The following is a 17664-nucleotide window of genomic DNA, read 5'->3' on the forward strand; positions in this document are numbered from 1 at the left end:
GTTAGAATTCACATTTCTCGATGGCGATGTCATCCACAGTCAAATGCTTGCTGACACGGTCAGAATAGTCCGTCGCAATCATTGTAACACCATTGGCAACAAGTTCATCATATTCTGATCCATCGCGATCAGCCCAAAAAGTATCATCGAAGCGATCTCCGCGACGCCCTAATGTACCAAATGCAACTTCAACGCCCATTGCTTTTATGTCGGACCATAATCCGGGGTTTAGCGTGTTTGTGCCTGTCCATGCGATAAGGTTTTCACGTCTGACACCGCGTGATTCTAATGTTTCAATATCGGATGGATCGGAGACAGAAGCTGTCATCATCATATCAGGAGCAAGGCGCGCAACTTCAGCAGCCTGGTCATATGTATATGTAATGAGAATCACATTGTTTTGCGCATTGGCTTTACGCACTTCAGAAATAATTGTTTCAAATTTACTGGAGCGCTTTTTATCAAGTTCAATGATAGCGCCTGTTTCCTTGGCCCATTTTAAAGTGTCAGCCAATGAAGGGATAGTGAAATTGGTTATTTCGCCATTCGCTTTCAGGCGAACGTTTTTTAGTGTTGCCCAATCTATTTCGCGGCCAACTCCTTCGCGTTCTGTCGTGCGATCAAGGCTTGTGTCATGCATTAAGAATAGAACGCCGTCTTTGGATTCGGCGACATCTATTTCAAAAATACGTGTGCCATTCTCATAAGATAATTGAAGCGTCTCAAGTGCGTTTTCTGGATATCCACGACGTGGGCCACCGCGATGTGCGGCAGGAAGGGCACCGTTTTCTCTGACACAATCCATCTTTGCCTGAAGGCTCACGGGATTGTGATCTGGTGCGGTCTGATTGGTATCTAATGCCTTGTTAGTCGACGAGGAATTCTCTGCCTCAGGGGAACAAGCCGACACAAAAAGGGCGCAAGCTGCGAAGGTTAGGGTAACGGGACGCATTTATTTGCCTTTTATTGTGTGAGTTGACGCTACGTCGCGACTTTTTTTCGTTGTATTTATGTCGTTTAATACAAAAAACATAAAAATAAAACTCTATTGGGAGAGGATTTATAATGCAGCAACTACCATTTGGATTAATGCAAGATTGGCCAATGACTATTGATAAGGTCATCAATCATGCACTCGCGGTATATCCGTATCAGGAAATCGTGACGCGTTCTGTCGCTGGCCCTATTGTTCGCAAAACATATGCTGATATCCACGCAGATTCGCGACGTTGTTCAGAGGCATTGCTTGCCAATGGATTGGAGCCTGGCGATATTGTCGCCACGCTCGCATGGAATAGCGATCTACACATGGAAACATGGTATGGTGCTATGGGGATTGGTATGGTTTTACATACTTTAAACCCGCGTCTTTTCCCTGAGCAAATAGCATGGATTGCTAATCACGCAGAAGACAAAGCTATATTCTTTGACACAACTTTTATGCCGATTATTGAAGCAATCGCACCTCATTTGCCGAGGGTGAAATTGTTTGTGGTGTATGGTGATGATAGTGTTATTCCAGCTGATACAAAAATCCCAAATTTGAAATCCTATGAGAGCTTTCTGTCAGGATGTCGTGGTGACAGCGTAAAATGGGGGGATTTTGACGAGAGAACAGCTTGTGGCCTTTGTTATACGTCCGGTACGACGGGCAATCCAAAGGGGGTTTTATATTCTCACCGCTCCAACATAATGCAGACTTTAATGTCCATGCAGGCAGGCGCGCTCGGCATTAAAGATAGTGATATTGTATTGCCGGTTGTACCCATGTTCCATGCGAATGCGTGGGGGCTGACATTCTCTGGTCCTGCAAGTGGGGCTAAGCTGGTTATGCCGGGTGCGCGCATGGATGGGGCAGCTATTTATGAATTGCTGGATTCTGAAAAGGTGACGATTTCTGCCGCTGTTCCAACTGTATGGCAGATGCTGCTCGAATATATGAGAAAAGAAGGTAAGACACTGCCTCACCTTAATTCTGTGGCGATTGGTGGAGCAGCTACGCCAGAAGGATTATTGCGGGCATTTGAAGAAGACTATGACGTAGAAGTCTATCCAGCATGGGGAATGACAGAAACAAGCCCATTGGGAACAGTTTCCAAACTTCCTATGCCGTTGCAAAACCTTAGCGATGAAGAGAAAATGACCCACAAATTGAAGCAGGGACGTCCGCCATTCGGGGTTGAATTGGATGTTGTTGGTCCAGATGGGAAAAGTTTGCCACGAGATGGTAAAGCGACAGGTCACCTAATGATCAGAGGTCCAGCGGTGGCTGCAGCCTATGTGAAGGGTGAAGGAAGCATACTTGATGATAGAGATTTCTTTGACACAGGTGATGTGGGTAATATCGACCAATATGGTCAGATGCATATTACCGACAGATCGAAAGATGTGATCAAATCAGGTGGAGAATGGATTTCCTCTATCGAGCTTGAAAACATTGCCGTGTCTCATCCAAAAGTTTCTTTGGCGGCCGCTATTGGTGTGCATCACCCTAAATGGGATGAGCGTCCATTATTGATTGTGAAAAAAGCTGAAGGCGAGGACGTCTCCAAAGATGAGGTTCTGGCTTTCTTCGATGGCAAAATAGCCAAATGGTGGTTACCGGACGATGTTGCCTTTGTTGATGACATTCCTTTGGGGGCGACTGGGAAGATCAATAAGCTTGCTCTTCGAGAAACTTTCAAAGACTATAAATTACCGACCGCTTAATGTTCGCTATTGGTGCTTTCTAATGATAGAAAGCACCAAGTGTGGCATGTAGGAGGGCAATATGTCGGAATTGACACCTGAAGAAGTTGAGAAGCTTGAAGCTGAAGCAAATCAATCTGAAAATAAAGACGAGAAACCTGTGGTGTTGGGTTCTTATCCGCCACCACCACCAAGAGAGCCCATGAGTAAGCTACAATCCATTGCTATGAAAATAGCAATTGGAGGCGCTATTCTGTGTCCGCTTTGGTTTGTCATTGCGGCACTTGGCGTGAAATACGGCCTTTGGTCTATCGGAACGGGGCTTGTGAAAATGTCGTTCCAGATGGGGCCGATTTTATTGATCGCAGTTGCTGTTATTTGTCTAGTTTCACTGATCATTCAATTGCTTAAACCCCCACGTCGCGGTTCTATTTTAGTTGTGATTGCGCTGTTAGTGCCGGTGTTTATGCTGGGACATTTGAAACAGACGGGCGATGATGTGGCTGGTTTGCCGCCCATTCATGATGTTCAAACGGATTGGACGAATCCTATTCAGTTTCCTCAAGCGCTATTGGACGAACGAAAAGCCAATAATTGGAACCCAGTTTTAGATAACCCTGTCGTGCCAGAATCTGCTGCTGGGAGATGGCCAAATGCTGTGGGGAAATATGTAAAAGATTTGCAGGCGGCTGCTTATCAAGATTTCAATCTACGTCCACAATTGTTTGAAGTGAAACCGGAAATCACGATTGAAGCCGTGGTGGAAGTGGCAAATAAAAACAATTGGGATGTTGTGAGTGTGAACCGCGAAGCTGGTGTAATCCACGCGACGTATACGTCTCCATGGTATGGTTTCGTAGACGATATTGTGATCACTGTTGAGAAACAGGGGCAAATTGGGTCACGGGTGAATGCGCGCTCGGTTAGTCGAATTGGATTGTCTGACATGGGGGCAAATGCGACACGTCTGAAGCATTTTGTGGATGATTTGAACTTGATGATGAAATAGCGATTTAAGGCATTTGCCTTATCCCATATGAAAAAAAGCCGTTCCAGTTTTGGAGCGGCTTTTTTGTAAGTGTCGATAGGGTAATTGAGGTCAGGCAGAAATGGTTGTGGATCTGTATTCAGTCTTCAAACCATAATTAGACGAAGATGCAGTCGCGCGGCCTGTTTCAACAAGGTGTATCATGTGCGCTAGAACAGAATGGCACGCAGCAGGGTGTAGCCGCTTATCAACGTCTTTATAGATTGTTTTTACCATCTGAGGAATTTGTGTATCGCCTGCTTCTAAGCGATCAATTATCGCTGATTCGCGTTTGCGGCGGTGAGAAATATACGCATCCACAAACGGGCCTGCTTTAGTTATAGGCGGTCCATGCGTGGGCCAAATCGTTGAATAGCCGCGTGCATGTATTTTTTCTAAGCTGTTGAAATAATCACCCATATTTCCATCAGGTGGGGATATCACAGTTGTTGACCATCCCATGATGTGGTCACCTGAAAATAATGCGTTTTCTTCTTTTAAAGCAAAGCAGAAGTGATTGCTTGTGTGACCCGGTGTAGAGACAGCTTCAATCGTCCAGCCATCGCCTGTGAATATCTGGCCATCCGCGATTGTCTGGTGGGGTTGGAAAGAGAGATCATCTCCAGCTTCCATGCGTACATCTGATTCTGTTGGAATGGCTGGGCCGCCTGCAAGGACTTCACAACCTGCCCATTGTGCGAGCGGATGTGCTAGAGGGGAGTGGTCCATGTGCGAGTGGGTGACGAGCACGTATTTGATTTTGCGGCCAGTGAGCGCCTTTTTTAACGCGTCAAAGTGGGTTTCATTGTTAGGGCCAGGGTCGAGAACAACACATTCATCACCGCCAATGATATAGACACCTGTACCCGTATAGGTGAATGCACCCGGATTGTTTGCAATGACCCGTTGGATTAGCGGGGACACTTGCGTCACTTCTTCATAGTCAAATTCAATGTCGCTTACAAATGGAATGCCGGCCATATGTCCCTGTCCGCTGTCTTAATGTCTGTCATTCTAAATTCCCTACCATAAAGGTAGAGACATGAAGTTTATGGTGCAAACTGATCGGCAAATGCTTTGGCAAGACGTCTGGTCGCGCGTAGCTTTTGTCCAAGAGGCAAAGCAACGGGTGGACCCATGTCAGTCTTGTTAGCATCGACGATAAAAATACGACCATCATTTGCATCACGCAACACGTCTACACCGCCCCAGTCAAGCTTGATTTCCTTGGTAAAGGCGCGGATCACATCAAGTTCATCTTTTGAGAACACATCTTGAGGGTTTTTGATGAAAACTTCAGTATTTTCATTCAGGAAACGTCTAGATAGAGGACGACGTTTGATGAATACAAGTGATGGTTCACCATTGACTGTGCATGTGCGCAGGTCTTCGACCAGCCCGCCGGGAATTTCATTATCCACTAGTCGTTGATAAGCACGGCCTTCTACGCGAGGAATAGGGCCTGCTATGATACGTCCATCATGTGCTGCGTTAATCTCTGACTTATCAACGATCATGCCTGAGTAGGTTTCAGGATCTACACCAAGGCCATATCCGGCAGCACGCTCAAATGCTTCGGCCACGCGAGATTTAGAAATGTCGGTGCATTCAAAATTGACTGTTTTTGCATGCTTAGAATGGCCAATAGTTGTTGGCGTGGAGCTTTCAGTTGAATCATCAAACTGCATGATGATGTCAGCGTCTTCACTATCTTTGACAATGCGGGCACCGGCCACATGCAGCACAGGCCAGATCAAATACCAAGGGCGTGGTTGATCGGGAGCAAAAGCGATTTTAGGGCGTTTGTGTCCAGATAGGGCACGCTGAATACGCCAAGCTTGCGCAAAGAAGAAGAAGGTGAACCATGTGAAGATGTCATGCAGTAAATGAAAATCAAGACGGATACGATGCCCCGTCTTTTTAACAAGAATGGAATTAGGGCCTTCAACAATAAAGTCTGACGTCCAAATTTTCTTCTTCATACGCAATCAACCATTTTAAAACTAGGTATTCTCAGATTGTGTGTTTCTCTCTTACTTTAAAAAGAAAGTCACGCAAGAATACCGTACACTGTTGAACTTTGAAATGAGGCAGAAATCAGAACAAGCCAAGTGAAACTTATGTGTCATGCCTAATTGCCGCTTATTTGGAGCCAGCTAATTGATTCAAAGTCGGCTCAAGATGAGACAAGTCATATCCAGCGATTTTAGCTTTCTCTATTGCTGATTCTGGCGTTTCAGCTCCGATCTTTACTTGAGCTAATGACCATAGAGAAATTGAACGCGTGCCAGAACGACAATAGGCAAGTACAGGGCCTTCACTTTCCGCGATGGCGTCGTTCAATGCTTTCATTGATTTCATGAAGTCGCCCGGTCCAGAGATTGGGACAGCTTTATAGCCCATTCCAAATTCAGTTGCTTTGGCGTTTGCGGTTGCGCCAGGCATTTGGCCAAAAGTTTCTTCATCAGGGCGATTATTGATGATGAATTTGAAGCCGTCTTCTTGGATGGAAGCAAAATCATCTACGTCGATTTGTGGCGCGACTGCAAAAGATTCTGTTACTTTACGAATATCAGCCATTTTGCCCTCATAAGCTTAATCAATATCTTGAATGTACTAATGTGTATCAAGCATTGCTAAATACGTTTTTACATCGCTAGCGGTTATTATTAACCCAGCAATAAAGCAAGGTCAGAGTTATGATAAAACAAAGTAAGTGAAAACACTTGTTTGTCATTCGCTGTGAAAAGGGGGCAGGTTTTCAAGTCCAGCCCCCCTTTTTGTAGACATAGTCCAAGATCGCCTGTTTTAGTATTCTTTAATGACAGGTGCGGCCATCTGGTTGGGCTGAGTTTCCATTGCTTGTATTTGCATGATTGTGGCTTGGATGCGCTCATCACCCATAATTTGGGACAATTGATTGAGAGTATGCATGCTTTGTGCAGACGCTCCCAACATGCTGCCAATTGCTTGAACAGGGTCTTGTTCCGGCGTCATCGATACAAGATTAACCTGCTTGTCTGCATCGATTCCGGCGAGTTGCTTTGCGCCCTCAATGGCGTCAATCAATCCACCAAGTTCATCAACAAGGCCATTTTCTTTGGCTGCTACACCCGTCCATACGCGGCCTTTGGCGATTTCGTGCAAAGCCTCTTGGCTCATGCCTCGGCCATCAGCAGCAAGCCGTGTGAAACGATCATATGTGCGTGCCAGACTTGCCCGCATGGTTGCACGTTGTTGCTCGGACAGGCGTTCTGTAGACGTGTAAATGGAAGCATAGGGGCCACCTACATCAATACGAGATGGGTTTACACCAATTTTTCTTAGACCTTCTGCAAGCGCAAATTTACCACCATACACACCGATTGAGCCGGTGATTGTGGCGCGGTTTGCGTAGATTTTATCAGCGCCCATGGAGATATAATATCCGCCTGAAGCTGCAACCGATCCCATAGAGATAACAACTGGTTTGTTATATGTGTTTTGGACATATTCAATTGCATTCCAGATCTGGTCTGATGCAGTCGGGGAGCCTCCGCCACTATCAACACGGAAAACAATGGCTTTAATGCTTTCATCTTTACCGGCGTCGTATATCTGTGATGACACTGTATCTGATGCGATAATCTGCTCTGCATTTGGATTAAAGATATCACCACCAGATGATCCTGGCATGATACCACCTTCACCGCCAATGAGCGCAATCTTAGGCGCTTTGTCGGCGATTTTTTTCGGTGTGTATTGGGCAATGTCGATCAATTCAGCATTGGGGGCTAAGCCCATTGCATGACGGACAAGATCTTCTGGCCATCCAAGTTTATCGACGAGTCCAAGGTCGAGAGCTTGGTCTGAAGAATATGGGCTGTTTTCCAATACATCGCGCAAAATGGCATTATCGGCCATTTTATCAGCACGGTCATTGGCAATGTCGATGAGGCTCACTTGCCATAATCCTTCAGCCAGTTCGCGCATCGCCTTGGCGTGTGATTCTGTGAAGTCTGTTTCTTTATAGACGTTGGGAGAGTTTTTAAATTCGTGAAATGCTTCAATCTCAGCAGATATGCCTAGATTGTCGAAAAGGCCTTTCAGGAACAAAGTTTCAAGTGAAAAGCCGGGAATAGAGAGGTCGCTACCTGCTTGTAGCCAGATTTCATCACTGGCTGATATGGCGCGATAAGCTGCTGGGCCACCGACGAAGAAGCCTTGGGAGTGTGCAAGGACAAATTTATCATTGGCTTGGAGCTTTTTAATAGCGCTTCTTATTTCTTCAGCGCGAGAAGAGCCAAATCCCATTTCGCTTGCACGTAGAACGACACCTTTGACATGATCATCTGTGGCAGCGCGATCTAGTTTTGTGAGGATATCAACAAAACTTGTTTGCCCAAAGAGGGAGGCTAGACCATCAGTTGGCTTCTGATCAGGGTATTCATAGCGCATATCAATTTCTAAGATAACAGCGCCCTTAGGAGCATCATCTGAGGCGTTTCCGCTCACAAGAGTCAGGATGAATATGGGGAGGGCGATGAAAAATAGAATCAATGCGAGAAATCCACCCGCGAATGATAGAAGAAGCGTTTTCATGTGTTTCCAATTCGTAACTAACACACCTGTTTTGCTTTTCCATCAAATGGCACGGCTTCAGGTCTGAATTATAGCGATTATCGATAAATATAGGTGTAAGTTTTACAAATTGAAAGGGAAGAATGTGTGATTTCCATTAATATGGCGGATTGTTTCATCAATTTCACGTGATTCACCCTTCCATCTGCAAGTGATCTGGCGGTGGGAATAGGGAAATTAGAGGATTGATAAGTTTAAGAAAATCGCTGTTTTTTCGAATATCACGGTATTTTTCTTATTTCAGAGCAAAAAAAGTATTGCATTCCAATTTAAGGTTAGTTACTTACAGCGCTCCTTTGTTGGGGCATCGCCAAGTGGTAAGGCACCGCTTTTTGGTAGCGGTATTCCCAGGTTCGAATCCTGGTGCCCCAGCCAAGGTTTTTAAATTTTTCCTAGAATATATTATTGGCGTTTATGCCGACTTTCTGTGCCTGCATTGTGCACGAAGTCATGCATGTTTGGCTATCTTGTGTTGGATGTTTGGGTCGGTAGATCGCATGGGCTAAAGCCGCTTCAATATTTGCTCGGCTTCTTTTAACTCATCCAATGTGTTTACGTTGAAAAATGGGTCGTAGGTTTGAGTATCCCATTCAACTTTAATAATGCCGCAGTCGAGTGCGTTTCGTTTCAGACTTAATTGGCCTTTATCGGCATTGTTTTGCAGTTGCATTAAATGGGATGTCTGCCAGAGCGAGCACACTGGATGTAATGACTCATGACTTACTGGCATTGCTATACTGTCAGATCCGTTTGCTGCTGTGCTTAACCGCGTCAGCAAGTCATCAGGTAGGAAGGGGCAGTCACATGGGAGTGTCAGCATACTGTCATACCCATGAATTTTGCACCATTTCAGCGCTGCTATCACGCCGCCCAATGGGCCATTAATATCCGGCTCATCTATAATTTGCGGAATGTCGACTGAATCAATCTGATTTTCATATGCAAGCTGAATTGCGATATTGTCCCCATAAAGGGCTGCACGTTCCATTGTGTATTCTAATAATGGCTTCCCGTTTAAGCGCTTGTCATGCTTGCTGCCGCCAATGCGTCGTCCATCGCCGCCAGCAAGAATAATGATCGCAGTTTTACCGGTGGATTTTAAGGTGGCGCTATCAAAAGTCATAGATGATGACTTTTTCACCGACCTGAACTTCAGGCGCATTGGGAAGCCTTCTTATCAGGATATCAGCTCTAGCTAGGACAGATTGCGCACTGGAGTCTTGGTTGGTGAATAAGCAGACCTTCTCATCCTTTATATAGCCTCTCATGAAATTTTCTCGATTGCCATTTTGGGGAATAGGCATTGAGGTTTCCATCTGTCTGGGAGCTGATCCTGCTTTGTTATCGCGTCCTGCTAATCCTAAAAGGAGTGGTTTTAAAAATAGTCGTGCTGTCACTAAAGCTGATGTCGGATTGCCGGGCAGGCCAAGGACAATGGTGTTTTTAACTTTTGCACACCAGACAGGTTTTCCCGGTTTAATGGCAACTTTTGAAAAGATAAGCTCCATGCCGTGGTTTTCAAACATGGCTTTGGCATAGTCCTTTTCGCCGACAGACGCGCCGCCAGTCACGATGACAATATCAGCATCGTGTATGGCTGAAGCGGCCGCTTTTTCCAGCAATTGGGGCGAATCATTCAAACTTTCGGAGCGGATGACGTCGCCGCCATTGGCTTTTATATAAGCACTGATTCCAAAAGAGACGCTTTCAGGGATGGCTCCTGGATGTAAATGCGCTTGTCCGGGCGGCTTTAATTCATCGCCAGTCGCCAGAATGACGGCTTTCGGCGTGCGAATGACTTTGATGCTCTCCCGATCCGCTGCGGCAGCAGTTGTCATTGCGCGCCATGAGAGGTGTGTACCTGCGTCGAGCAAAGTATCGCCGGCTTTGAAGTCGGAGCCTTTTTTTCGAATATTACGCGATTCTGAAACGGGTGATTTAATAATGGCGATATCGCCATCTCGTTCCACATTTTCTTGTATGATAACGCGATCAATACCAGCTGGAACTGGCGCACCTGTGAAAATTCTAACGCAGCCTGTTTTGGTAAAATGTGAAGGCGGTGGAGAACCTGCAAAGCTTTGGGCTAATATCGGCAACCGAACAGGTAGGTTGGTGAGATCAGAATCACGCACACCATAACCATCCATAGCTGACACATCTTGGGATGGTGCATCGGATCTTGAGGTTAAATTGTCGGCCAATACCCTGTTGGCAGACGTTTCAAAAGAGACTTCTTCATAAGGCAGTGGTTGGGCTAAATTATGTATCCTCTGGAGGGCTTCATCAAATGAGATCATCGGATACCTTATGTATTAATATATGTGGTAAAATGGTGGTTATATATGGCAAAATTATATCCTACAAATATACGCGCTGTAGAAATTGAGTTTTTCGTATGAGGGTCAGATTGCGCCTGCGTCATTTGCCTAATAGTGAGAAGCATCTTTGCATGTAATTTGTGCAATTAATTGTATGGTTGCTGATACTTTTCTTATCAATTTGCTGTGTGAATGGATAGTTTTGTTGAACAGTCATTTGAATGTCAAGAAAACCTAATATAGGCATGTTGTGGACTGTTGGGAATCGAGAATAAGGGGGTGAAACTCCTTACTAGGGTGCCCAAAGTGAAAATAGTGTAATTTTTTGTTGGAAGAATTTTAGAGAAAATTGAATTTGTTTTTTTCATTTAAATCGGAAAAGTAAGCGATTTAGTGGTTGGTAATGATAAATTTGGTGTGTTTTTTGTGTGAAGTTGATAAAAAAGCAGTTGAGCATGTTAAAGACATATTGATTGGAATGATTACTTGTTGTTAGCGTTCAGTTGCCTTACGGCGATTAATATCGCATATGGACAAATTCGGTATGCAATTTACCTTAGGGTTAATTGCTGAGGGAGAATTAGAAGAGCATACAAATAGATATGCTCCGATTGCGGTGATTCAGGTGAGTTCATCATTTGAAATTGTCGGGAACTATTGTTGAATTTCATTGGACGTTTTGCAAAACAGCATGCATTAACGTTCAGGGATATTGGGGGAGCAGAGTGTTTCCCCCTCTAAAATAGAGTTAAGTTTTCGAACGGTGAGGGCATAATGCATCGCCGTGTCGGGGAGTTGAGAGGCAAGACATGAAACGGTTTATCAAACCGGTGCGTGCAGCGTTCATGGCGTCCATTTTGGCGTCTGTTGCGACACCGGCTTTTGCACAAGCAGATTTAGCTGGCGCGATTAGCGTTGGTGAAGCAGCGACGCGTAAAGCAGAGCAAACACAAGAGCGCATCAATCAGTTGGATGATGAACGTTCTGACATGGTTCGCGAATTCCGCACGCTATTGCAGCAAAAAGATGCCGCTGCACTTTATAAGCGTCAGCAAGAGCGCGTTGTTGCGTCTCAAGAAAACGAGCTGAAAAGCTTGGAAGAGCAACTTGGTCGTGTAGAAGAAATCAAGGCGCAAATGGTGCCTATGATGGAAGACATGATCGCAGCAGCAAAAATGTTTTATGCAGCTGACCTTCCTTTTAAGGACATGACAGAAGACGGTAAACTGGACGTTCGTGCAGACCGTTATGCAAAACTTGACGACGTTATGGGCCGCGGTGATGTATCTCCAGCTGAGCGCTACCGTTTGATCATCCAAGCTTTCCAAAGCGAGATGGAATACGGTCGTACAATTGATGCCTACACAGATGACATCACATTGGCAGACGGTTCAGTGAAAACTGTTGACATCTTCCGTTATGGTCGTGTTGCGATGGTTTACATCACAAAAGATCGTAATCAACTTGGCCGTTGGGATCGCGAAACACAGCAGTGGGTAGATCTACCTTCAAGCTATAAGAGTGAAGTTCTTAAAGGCATTCGCATCGCTGACAAAGTTGCAACACCAGCAATCATGATGGCTCCGGTCGTCAAATTGTCTGCTCAGTAACGCCGAAAGTGAGATTTACTGATATGAAACCGATTAAATTTTCGATCAAAGCAATGGCTGCTGCAGCCATTCTAATGACTTCGACCGCTGGTGCTGCGTCTGCTCAATCATTGAGTGATGTTGTTGCTGCAATCAAAAAAGACTCAAGCACTTTGAACGCCGAGAACACACGTCGTTTGAACGAATTTAAAAGCGCGCGTGACCAACAAGCTTCTCAGTTGGCTGCTGCTCGTGCTGAAGTTCGTGCAGAAGAAGCAGCTGGACAAGCTCTAGCTAACCAATTTGCTGCAAACGAAGAAGTTCTTGTTGGACTTCAAAGTGAACTACAAGAAAAAGCTGGTGACTTCTCTGAATTGTTAGGTCAATTCCGTACAGCAGCTGGTGAGATTGACCCGCTATTGCGTCGTTCAATCATCTCTCAAGAATACACAGGCCGCGCAGAAGCTTTGTCTGACATCGCTCAAGCGCGTACACTTCCGACACGTCAACAGCTCGACCTTCTATGGCGTGCAATGTTGCAAGAAGTTGTTGGTCAAGGTGAAGTTAAGTCTTTCCAAGCTGTTGTTGCTAACGAAAACAACAATGAGCCTGTATCTGTTTTCCGTGTAGGTCCATTTACAGCTTTCACAGACGAATCTTCTCCTAAATTCCTAGATCTTGATGCTGGTAAATTTATTGCATTTGCTGCGCAGCCATCAGGTGCTTTGATGTCTGGTGCTCAAGCATTACGTTCAGCTGGTGAAGGCAAGCTGGTTGCAGCTCCTGTTGATCCATCTCAAGGTGACTTGCTTGGTCTTTTGGCTAACATGCCAAAACTTGGCGACCGTATTAAACAAGGTGGTCTACCTGGTTATGTTGTTCTAGGTCTTCTAGCTATCGGTCTTGTGATTGGTATCTACAAACTTGTAACACTTACAATGATTGGTGCAGCAGTTAAGAAAACAGCTCAAACAAAACAAGCTGGTTCTTCAAACCCATTGGCACGTATCTTCCAAGCATTCGAAGACTCGAAACAAGATGATGTTGAAGCTCTAGAACTTCGTTTGGATGAAGCCATCCTTAAAGAAACACCTAAGATTGATAGCTTCGTGAACTTGATCAAAGTTCTAGCTGCTGTTTCTCCGATGATGGGTCTTTTGGGTACGGTTGTTGGTATGATCCGTACATTTACTCAGATCACTCTGGTTGGTACTGGTGACCCGAAAACAATGGCTGATGGTATCTCGCAAGCGCTTGTAACGACTGTTGAAGGTCTTGTAGCTGCTATCCCGCTTATTCTTCTCCACGCATTCGTGTCTGCTAAGGCAAGAAGTGTTCAGCAAGTGCTCGAAGAGCAAGCTGCTGGTATGGTTGCAGAACGCGCAGAGCAAAAGGGCGGTGCCCGGGTTTAATCCCGGGTTCTTCCCCTTTTTTAGAAAAGGGAGGTTAACATGCCATTTTTTCCAGACAGTCTTAACGGCTTCTTGGACAGAGGTGGACCGGTTCTTTTCATTATTATGGCGGCGGCCTTCGTTATGTGGGCCCTCATCCTTGAGCGTGTTTTCTACTTCCGTCTTTCACACAAAGACGTTGTTGCAAATGCACTAGAGAAATGGGACAGCCGTAAGGACCATACATCTAAATATGCGCATTGGGTTAAAGACAAAATCGTTTCAGAAGTCCGTCAGGAAGCTCAAGCGAATGTTGTTTTATTGAAAGCTGTTGTGGCTTTGGCACCAATGCTTGGCCTTTTGGGAACAGTGACAGGTATGGTCAATGTTTTTGATTTGATGGCTATCACTGGTTCGTCTGATGCGCGTGCTATGTCTGCTGGGGTGTCGCGTGCGACAATTCCAACAATGGCTGGTATGGTGATTTCTATTTCAGGCTTGCTCTTCACTATGGATCTTGATCGTAAGGTTCGTCGTGAGGTTGCTAAAGTCGAAGACCAAATGGAGATTCACGAGGATGCGTAGACGTAAAAAGCCCGTCGACGAAGCTGAAGTTGACATGACACCAATGTTGGATGTTGTGTTCATTCTTCTGATCTTCTTTATCGTGACATCGACATTCCTAAGCGAACAGGGGATGGATTTGACGCCACCGCCTCAAAGCGATGGTCCACCACCACCTCAGGCTAAAGCAATCAGTATCTATGTGGATGAAGGCAACTTTATTCGTGTGGATGGACGTTTCACTGATATCTCAGCCGTTCGTGCGAACATTGAACGTAAGAAAGCTGAATTCCCTGATATCAGCGTTGTTGTTCAAGTTCACCCTGAAGCTAAGAACCTGTACGCGCTTAAGGTTGTTGATGAGGCAAGACTTGCCAATATCGCCAACGTTGCGTTCGTCGGTTCAGAGTAGGATCGGAAGGAGTCTGTTATGGCTAGAGAAAGTCGTATTGCACCCGAAGAAGACGCTGAAGTTGACTTGACTCCAATGTTGGACGTTGTGTTCATTCTTCTTATCTTCTTCATTGTGACAGCTACATTTGTGAAAACACCTGGTGCAACAGTTGAAAAGATTGACCTTAAAAAGGTTGCTCCGATCAATTCACCCATCATGGTTGCTTTGACAGCTGACGATGAAATCTGGATCAATAGAAAAGCCGTGAAAATGCGCGAAGTTTATGCTACTATGCAAGAGATGGTAGAAGACAATTCGTCCGGCGAAGCTATGATCTTGGTTGATGGTCAGAGTACAACCGGTGTTCTACTTGAATTGCAGTCAAATATGATGACTGCTGGTGTTAAGAGTATTAACATCTCAACAGAACCCCAGAGTTAGGAGAGGATAAGATGTTTTCGAATCCAATCGTACGTTTCGGTGTAGGTATTCCAGTAGCAGCAATATTGTCAGTCGCTTTATTCATGCTTATGGAAAACTTGATCCGCATTAAAGAAATTTGCCCACCGGGAGCAGTGATGAGCCCGGCAACTGGTAAATGTGTTAAAGCAGATCAACGTAGCCTAAGAAATATCTTTGCGGAGAAGGCAACTGTAGAGCAGATCCGTTCTACCCGTAAAGCGCCTAAGAAACTCGACAAAGCTAACAAACCACCACCGCCCCCGAAAATGGCAGCAACGAAGCAAAACATTGATTTGCCTAAAGCTAACATTCAAGGTGCGGCTCCAACTGAGATCAAGTTTGAGCGTGTAACAGGTATCAATATTGGTGCTGTTTCCGTGAGTGACCGTGATGCTCAGCCAGTGCGTCCACCAAACACAGGGCCGATTTTGCGTGCAATGCAACGCATCGGGAAATCTGCCGAGTGTGAAGTGTCACTGGATGTGGATGTTCAAGGTCAACCTTATAACGTTGTCGCAACCTGTAACGTAAGCCAGTATGAAAGTGCTGCAGCTAAGGCTGTGGGGGCGACTGAGTTCGCACCTAAAATTGTTAAAGGTAAAGCTGTTGGTCGTAAGGGTGTTGTGTATCCTTTCGAGCTGAAGATGGCCGAGTAAATAATATGCGCAGTGGCCATATAATTGGTCGCTGCGCATAAATTACTATCTTTTAGAGATAGTGTTGACTGAATTTTGGTAAACGAAGTGGGCAAGGGCATATTATCGCCTAGAATCATAGATAGATTTGGCCGCAAAGTTTATAGATGTTTTGAAGATTGAAGTCGCCGAAGTGACGAGCGCTCCAGCTTTTAGAATATCGGATTAGTCGTTTTGTTAGCGCAAAAGACTGGAATAATTGGTTGTTGTGACGTGTTTCACATTAAGGCCAATGAAAATTTAGCCACGGGTGCGTTCTTGTGATGGTGAGTCATTTTGGAGCGCTTCGAGTAGAATTTTGTAGATGTGGATGCATATTCATATCTTATCGTTTGGAGGAAAACGATGCGTTTGAAAAAACTGACATGTGGAGCAGCCGTGGCATTGGCGATGGCTGTGATGGTGCCAAGTGCTATTGCTCAAGCTGTGCCGTGTGAAGAAACTCAGTTCACTGCCAAAGCAGGACAAGCTTACCTAGATGCTGAGAACGCATATTTGACTGAAGGACAGTTGGAAACAGCGAAGTCCTTGATGACAAAGCTAAAAGGTATGACGCTTAACTGTTATGAGCGTTCAGCTGTTATTCGTCTTTCTGCTGGTATTAACGTTAAGTCTGGTGATTACAAAGCTGCTATTCGTGACCTCGAAGAAGCGCTGCCAACTTTCACTGGTGAAAACAGAACTGAGACTCTTTACAATATTGCTCAGCTATACTTGCAGACTGATGACAATAAAAATGCCGCTGCAAAGCTTGAAGAATGGATTGCATCTGGTGCGAAGCCAACAGGTCAGCAATTTATGCAAATGGCGACATTGTATCAGCAATTGGGCGACAATAATAAAGCGATCAAATATCTAGAAGCAATGCTAAACAAGGATGCAAATCCTTCTAAGCAAGCTATTGATTTTGCTGTTTATCTCTACAATGAAACTGGACAAAAAACGAAACTTGCCAGCTTCTTGATGAACAAAGTTATTCCAAGCTTCCCTGCTGAGAAAAAATACTATGAAGTGATGTCTTCTCTTTATTACGAAGATGAAAACGATCACAAAGCATTTGAAGTTGTGAAAGCAATGTATCTTGCAGGCTTCCTCAAAACTGAGAGTGAAGTTATGCGCGTTGTAAACTTCTACAATGCATTTAATTCTCCATTTGAAGCCGCTAAGGTTATGGAAAAAGAGATGAATGCGGGTCGCATTGAAGTGACAGCTGAAAAGTTGGATACTTTGGCGAATCTGTATCAAGTGTCTCGTGAATATGATCGTGCTATTCCTGTCATTCAGAAACTCGCTAAGCTAACAAACAGCGGTAAATCTTATGAGCGTCTTGGTCGTTCTTACTTTGAAATGGGTAAGAATGAAGAAGCTGAAAAGAACCTTCGTTTGGCCTTAGATAAAGGCGGAATGAAAGAACCTGGTTTTGGTTGGGTTTTGATCGGTCAGATCAAACACAAAGAAGGTGATCGTGCCGGTGCACGCACAGCTTTCTCAAACGCTGCCAAACTCGGTGACCGTGGTGGTCGTGGTTGGTTAGACTTTATGGCTTCAGAAGATGAAACAAAGCGCGCACTTGCTGAGTTTGACCTTCGTGTTGCTGTTGAAGAGCTGAAAAACGTCAAGAAAGCATGTAAACTTACTGAAGTTCTAGGTGGTGAGCCTGCTGAAGAATGTAAAACAGTTGATGCTAGAATTGTTGAAGCTGCAGCTAAACTTGGTGAAGATGCTGAAGGTAAAAAGCTTGTTGCAGAAGACACAGCAGCAAAAGAAGCAGCTGAAGAAGATGATGCATAGTCGACACAAATCTTGAATGCTGTCGGTTTTTAAGACTGTATAAAAGATGATGATAAAAAAGGCCGATAAGCATTTGCTTATCGGCCTTTTTTGTTTTGAAGGGGATTTATTTGTATTGTGGC

The 17664-nt window shown here is 44.9% G+C and carries 16 protein-coding genes and 1 tRNA gene; 10 read left to right on the plus strand and 7 right to left on the minus strand.

The window, feature by feature from the left end; translation table 11 throughout:
- Position 1: 1 nt before the first annotated feature.
- Positions 2–952: a glycerophosphodiester phosphodiesterase family protein gene (locus AC5EF3_RS06125; RefSeq protein ID WP_493547422.1), complete on the minus strand. Its 951-nt coding sequence runs from the start codon at positions 950–952 to the stop codon at positions 2–4.
- 113 nt (positions 953–1065) lie between these two features.
- On the opposite strand from AC5EF3_RS06125, the gene AC5EF3_RS06130 reads away from it, so the two are divergent.
- Together AC5EF3_RS06130 and AC5EF3_RS06135 are read left to right on the plus strand one after the other, a co-directional pair.
- The gene (locus AC5EF3_RS06130) at positions 1066–2709 is read left to right on the plus strand and encodes a fatty-acid--CoA ligase (RefSeq protein WP_493547423.1); all 1644 of its coding nucleotides are present in this window, start codon (positions 1066–1068) and stop codon (positions 2707–2709) included.
- Between the two features lie 61 nt (positions 2710–2770).
- Positions 2771–3697 (plus strand): DUF1499 domain-containing protein, encoded by a 927-nt coding sequence (locus AC5EF3_RS06135; RefSeq protein ID WP_015827041.1) that lies wholly within the window; start codon positions 2771–2773, stop codon positions 3695–3697.
- 90 nt (positions 3698–3787) lie between these two features.
- On the opposite strand, the gene AC5EF3_RS06140 is transcribed toward AC5EF3_RS06135, so the two are convergent.
- The 4 genes from AC5EF3_RS06140 to sppA all read right to left on the minus strand — a co-directional run bounded on the left by AC5EF3_RS06140 (position 3788) and on the right by sppA (position 8296).
- Positions 3788–4696 (minus strand): MBL fold metallo-hydrolase, encoded by a 909-nt coding sequence (locus AC5EF3_RS06140; RefSeq protein WP_015827042.1) that lies wholly within the window; start codon positions 4694–4696, stop codon positions 3788–3790.
- A gap of 68 nt (positions 4697–4764) precedes the next feature.
- The gene (locus AC5EF3_RS06145) at positions 4765–5697 is read right to left on the minus strand and encodes a hypothetical protein (RefSeq protein ID WP_493547424.1); all 933 of its coding nucleotides are present in this window, start codon (positions 5695–5697) and stop codon (positions 4765–4767) included.
- A 160-nt stretch (positions 5698–5857) separates the two neighbouring features.
- On the minus strand, positions 5858–6295 hold the full coding sequence (locus AC5EF3_RS06150; RefSeq protein ID WP_493547425.1) for a protein tyrosine phosphatase family protein: 438 nt from the start codon (positions 6293–6295) through the stop codon (positions 5858–5860).
- 228 nt (positions 6296–6523) lie between these two features.
- A complete protein-coding gene (gene sppA / locus AC5EF3_RS06155) occupies positions 6524–8296 on the minus strand; it encodes a signal peptide peptidase SppA (RefSeq protein ID WP_493547426.1) in 1773 nt (590 codons plus the stop codon).
- A 339-nt stretch (positions 8297–8635) separates the two neighbouring features.
- Here sppA and AC5EF3_RS06160 point away from each other — a divergent pair.
- Positions 8636–8710: transfer RNA gene (locus tag AC5EF3_RS06160), tRNA-Gln, on the plus strand.
- Positions 8711–8837: 127 nt separating this feature from the next.
- Here AC5EF3_RS06160 and mobA read toward each other — a convergent pair.
- Together mobA and AC5EF3_RS06170 are read right to left on the minus strand one after the other, a co-directional pair.
- The gene (mobA, locus tag AC5EF3_RS06165) at positions 8838–9458 is read right to left on the minus strand and encodes a molybdenum cofactor guanylyltransferase (protein WP_493547427.1); all 621 of its coding nucleotides are present in this window, start codon (positions 9456–9458) and stop codon (positions 8838–8840) included.
- On the minus strand, positions 9448–10635 hold the full coding sequence (locus tag AC5EF3_RS06170) for a molybdopterin molybdotransferase MoeA (RefSeq protein WP_493547428.1): 1188 nt from the start codon (positions 10633–10635) through the stop codon (positions 9448–9450). Before AC5EF3_RS06170 ends, mobA begins: the two co-directional genes overlap by 11 nt.
- Positions 10636–11465: 830 nt before the next feature.
- Here AC5EF3_RS06170 and AC5EF3_RS06175 point away from each other — a divergent pair.
- From AC5EF3_RS06175 to AC5EF3_RS06205, 7 genes are all read left to right on the plus strand, one after another.
- Positions 11466–12266 (plus strand): DUF3450 domain-containing protein, encoded by an 801-nt coding sequence (locus tag AC5EF3_RS06175; RefSeq protein ID WP_015827049.1) that lies wholly within the window; start codon positions 11466–11468, stop codon positions 12264–12266.
- Positions 12267–12289: 23 nt separating this feature from the next.
- Complete coding sequence (locus tag AC5EF3_RS06180) at positions 12290–13657, plus strand: MotA/TolQ/ExbB proton channel family protein (protein WP_015827050.1); 1368 nt, start codon at positions 12290–12292, stop codon at positions 13655–13657.
- Between the two features lie 39 nt (positions 13658–13696).
- Positions 13697–14221 carry a MotA/TolQ/ExbB proton channel family protein gene (locus tag AC5EF3_RS06185; protein WP_015827051.1) on the plus strand — a complete coding sequence of 175 codons (525 nt, stop codon included), beginning with the start codon at positions 13697–13699 and terminating at the stop codon, positions 14219–14221.
- Entirely contained in the window at positions 14214–14612 is a 399-nt protein-coding gene (locus AC5EF3_RS06190) for an ExbD/TolR family protein (protein WP_015827052.1), read from the plus strand. Before AC5EF3_RS06185 ends, AC5EF3_RS06190 begins: the two co-directional genes overlap by 8 nt.
- An 18-nt stretch (positions 14613–14630) precedes the next feature.
- Positions 14631–15035, plus strand: a complete 405-nt coding sequence (locus AC5EF3_RS06195; RefSeq protein WP_015827053.1) for an ExbD/TolR family protein — start codon at positions 14631–14633, stop codon at positions 15033–15035.
- An 11-nt stretch (positions 15036–15046) separates the two neighbouring features.
- Positions 15047–15712, plus strand: a complete 666-nt coding sequence (locus AC5EF3_RS06200) for a hypothetical protein (RefSeq protein ID WP_015827054.1) — start codon at positions 15047–15049, stop codon at positions 15710–15712.
- A gap of 384 nt (positions 15713–16096) precedes the next feature.
- Positions 16097–17542: a tetratricopeptide repeat protein gene (locus AC5EF3_RS06205; protein ID WP_015827055.1), complete on the plus strand. Its 1446-nt coding sequence runs from the start codon at positions 16097–16099 to the stop codon at positions 17540–17542.
- The last annotated feature ends 122 nt before the right edge of the window (positions 17543–17664 follow it).

Source organism: Hirschia sp., assembly GCF_058892565.1.

What these genes read in the sequence shown, in the direction of transcription:
- AC5EF3_RS06140 (WP_015827042.1), bottom strand. Translation starts at nt 4,696, where the DNA reads ATGGCCGGCATTCCATTTGTAAGCGACATTGAATTTGACTATGAAGAA.
- AC5EF3_RS06200 (WP_015827054.1), top strand. Translation starts at nt 15,047, where the DNA reads ATGTTTTCGAATCCAATCGTACGTTTCGGTGTAGGTATTCCAGTAGCA.
- AC5EF3_RS06130 (WP_493547423.1), top strand. Translation starts at nt 1,066, where the DNA reads ATGCAGCAACTACCATTTGGATTAATGCAAGATTGGCCAATGACTATT.
- AC5EF3_RS06175 (WP_015827049.1), top strand. Translation starts at nt 11,466, where the DNA reads ATGAAACGGTTTATCAAACCGGTGCGTGCAGCGTTCATGGCGTCCATT.
- AC5EF3_RS06145 (WP_493547424.1), bottom strand. Translation starts at nt 5,697, where the DNA reads ATGAAGAAGAAAATTTGGACGTCAGACTTTATTGTTGAAGGCCCTAAT.
- AC5EF3_RS06135 (WP_015827041.1), top strand. Translation starts at nt 2,771, where the DNA reads ATGTCGGAATTGACACCTGAAGAAGTTGAGAAGCTTGAAGCTGAAGCA.
- AC5EF3_RS06180 (WP_015827050.1), top strand. Translation starts at nt 12,290, where the DNA reads ATGAAACCGATTAAATTTTCGATCAAAGCAATGGCTGCTGCAGCCATT.
- AC5EF3_RS06195 (WP_015827053.1), top strand. Translation starts at nt 14,631, where the DNA reads ATGGCTAGAGAAAGTCGTATTGCACCCGAAGAAGACGCTGAAGTTGAC.
- AC5EF3_RS06150 (WP_493547425.1), bottom strand. Translation starts at nt 6,295, where the DNA reads ATGGCTGATATTCGTAAAGTAACAGAATCTTTTGCAGTCGCGCCACAA.
- sppA (WP_493547426.1), bottom strand. Translation starts at nt 8,296, where the DNA reads ATGAAAACGCTTCTTCTATCATTCGCGGGTGGATTTCTCGCATTGATT.
- mobA (WP_493547427.1), bottom strand. Translation starts at nt 9,458, where the DNA reads ATGACTTTTGATAGCGCCACCTTAAAATCCACCGGTAAAACTGCGATC.
- AC5EF3_RS06190 (WP_015827052.1), top strand. Translation starts at nt 14,214, where the DNA reads ATGCGTAGACGTAAAAAGCCCGTCGACGAAGCTGAAGTTGACATGACA.
- AC5EF3_RS06205 (WP_015827055.1), top strand. Translation starts at nt 16,097, where the DNA reads ATGCGTTTGAAAAAACTGACATGTGGAGCAGCCGTGGCATTGGCGATG.
- AC5EF3_RS06170 (WP_493547428.1), bottom strand. Translation starts at nt 10,635, where the DNA reads ATGATCTCATTTGATGAAGCCCTCCAGAGGATACATAATTTAGCCCAA.
- AC5EF3_RS06125 (WP_493547422.1), bottom strand. Translation starts at nt 952, where the DNA reads ATGCGTCCCGTTACCCTAACCTTCGCAGCTTGCGCCCTTTTTGTGTCG.
- AC5EF3_RS06185 (WP_015827051.1), top strand. Translation starts at nt 13,697, where the DNA reads ATGCCATTTTTTCCAGACAGTCTTAACGGCTTCTTGGACAGAGGTGGA.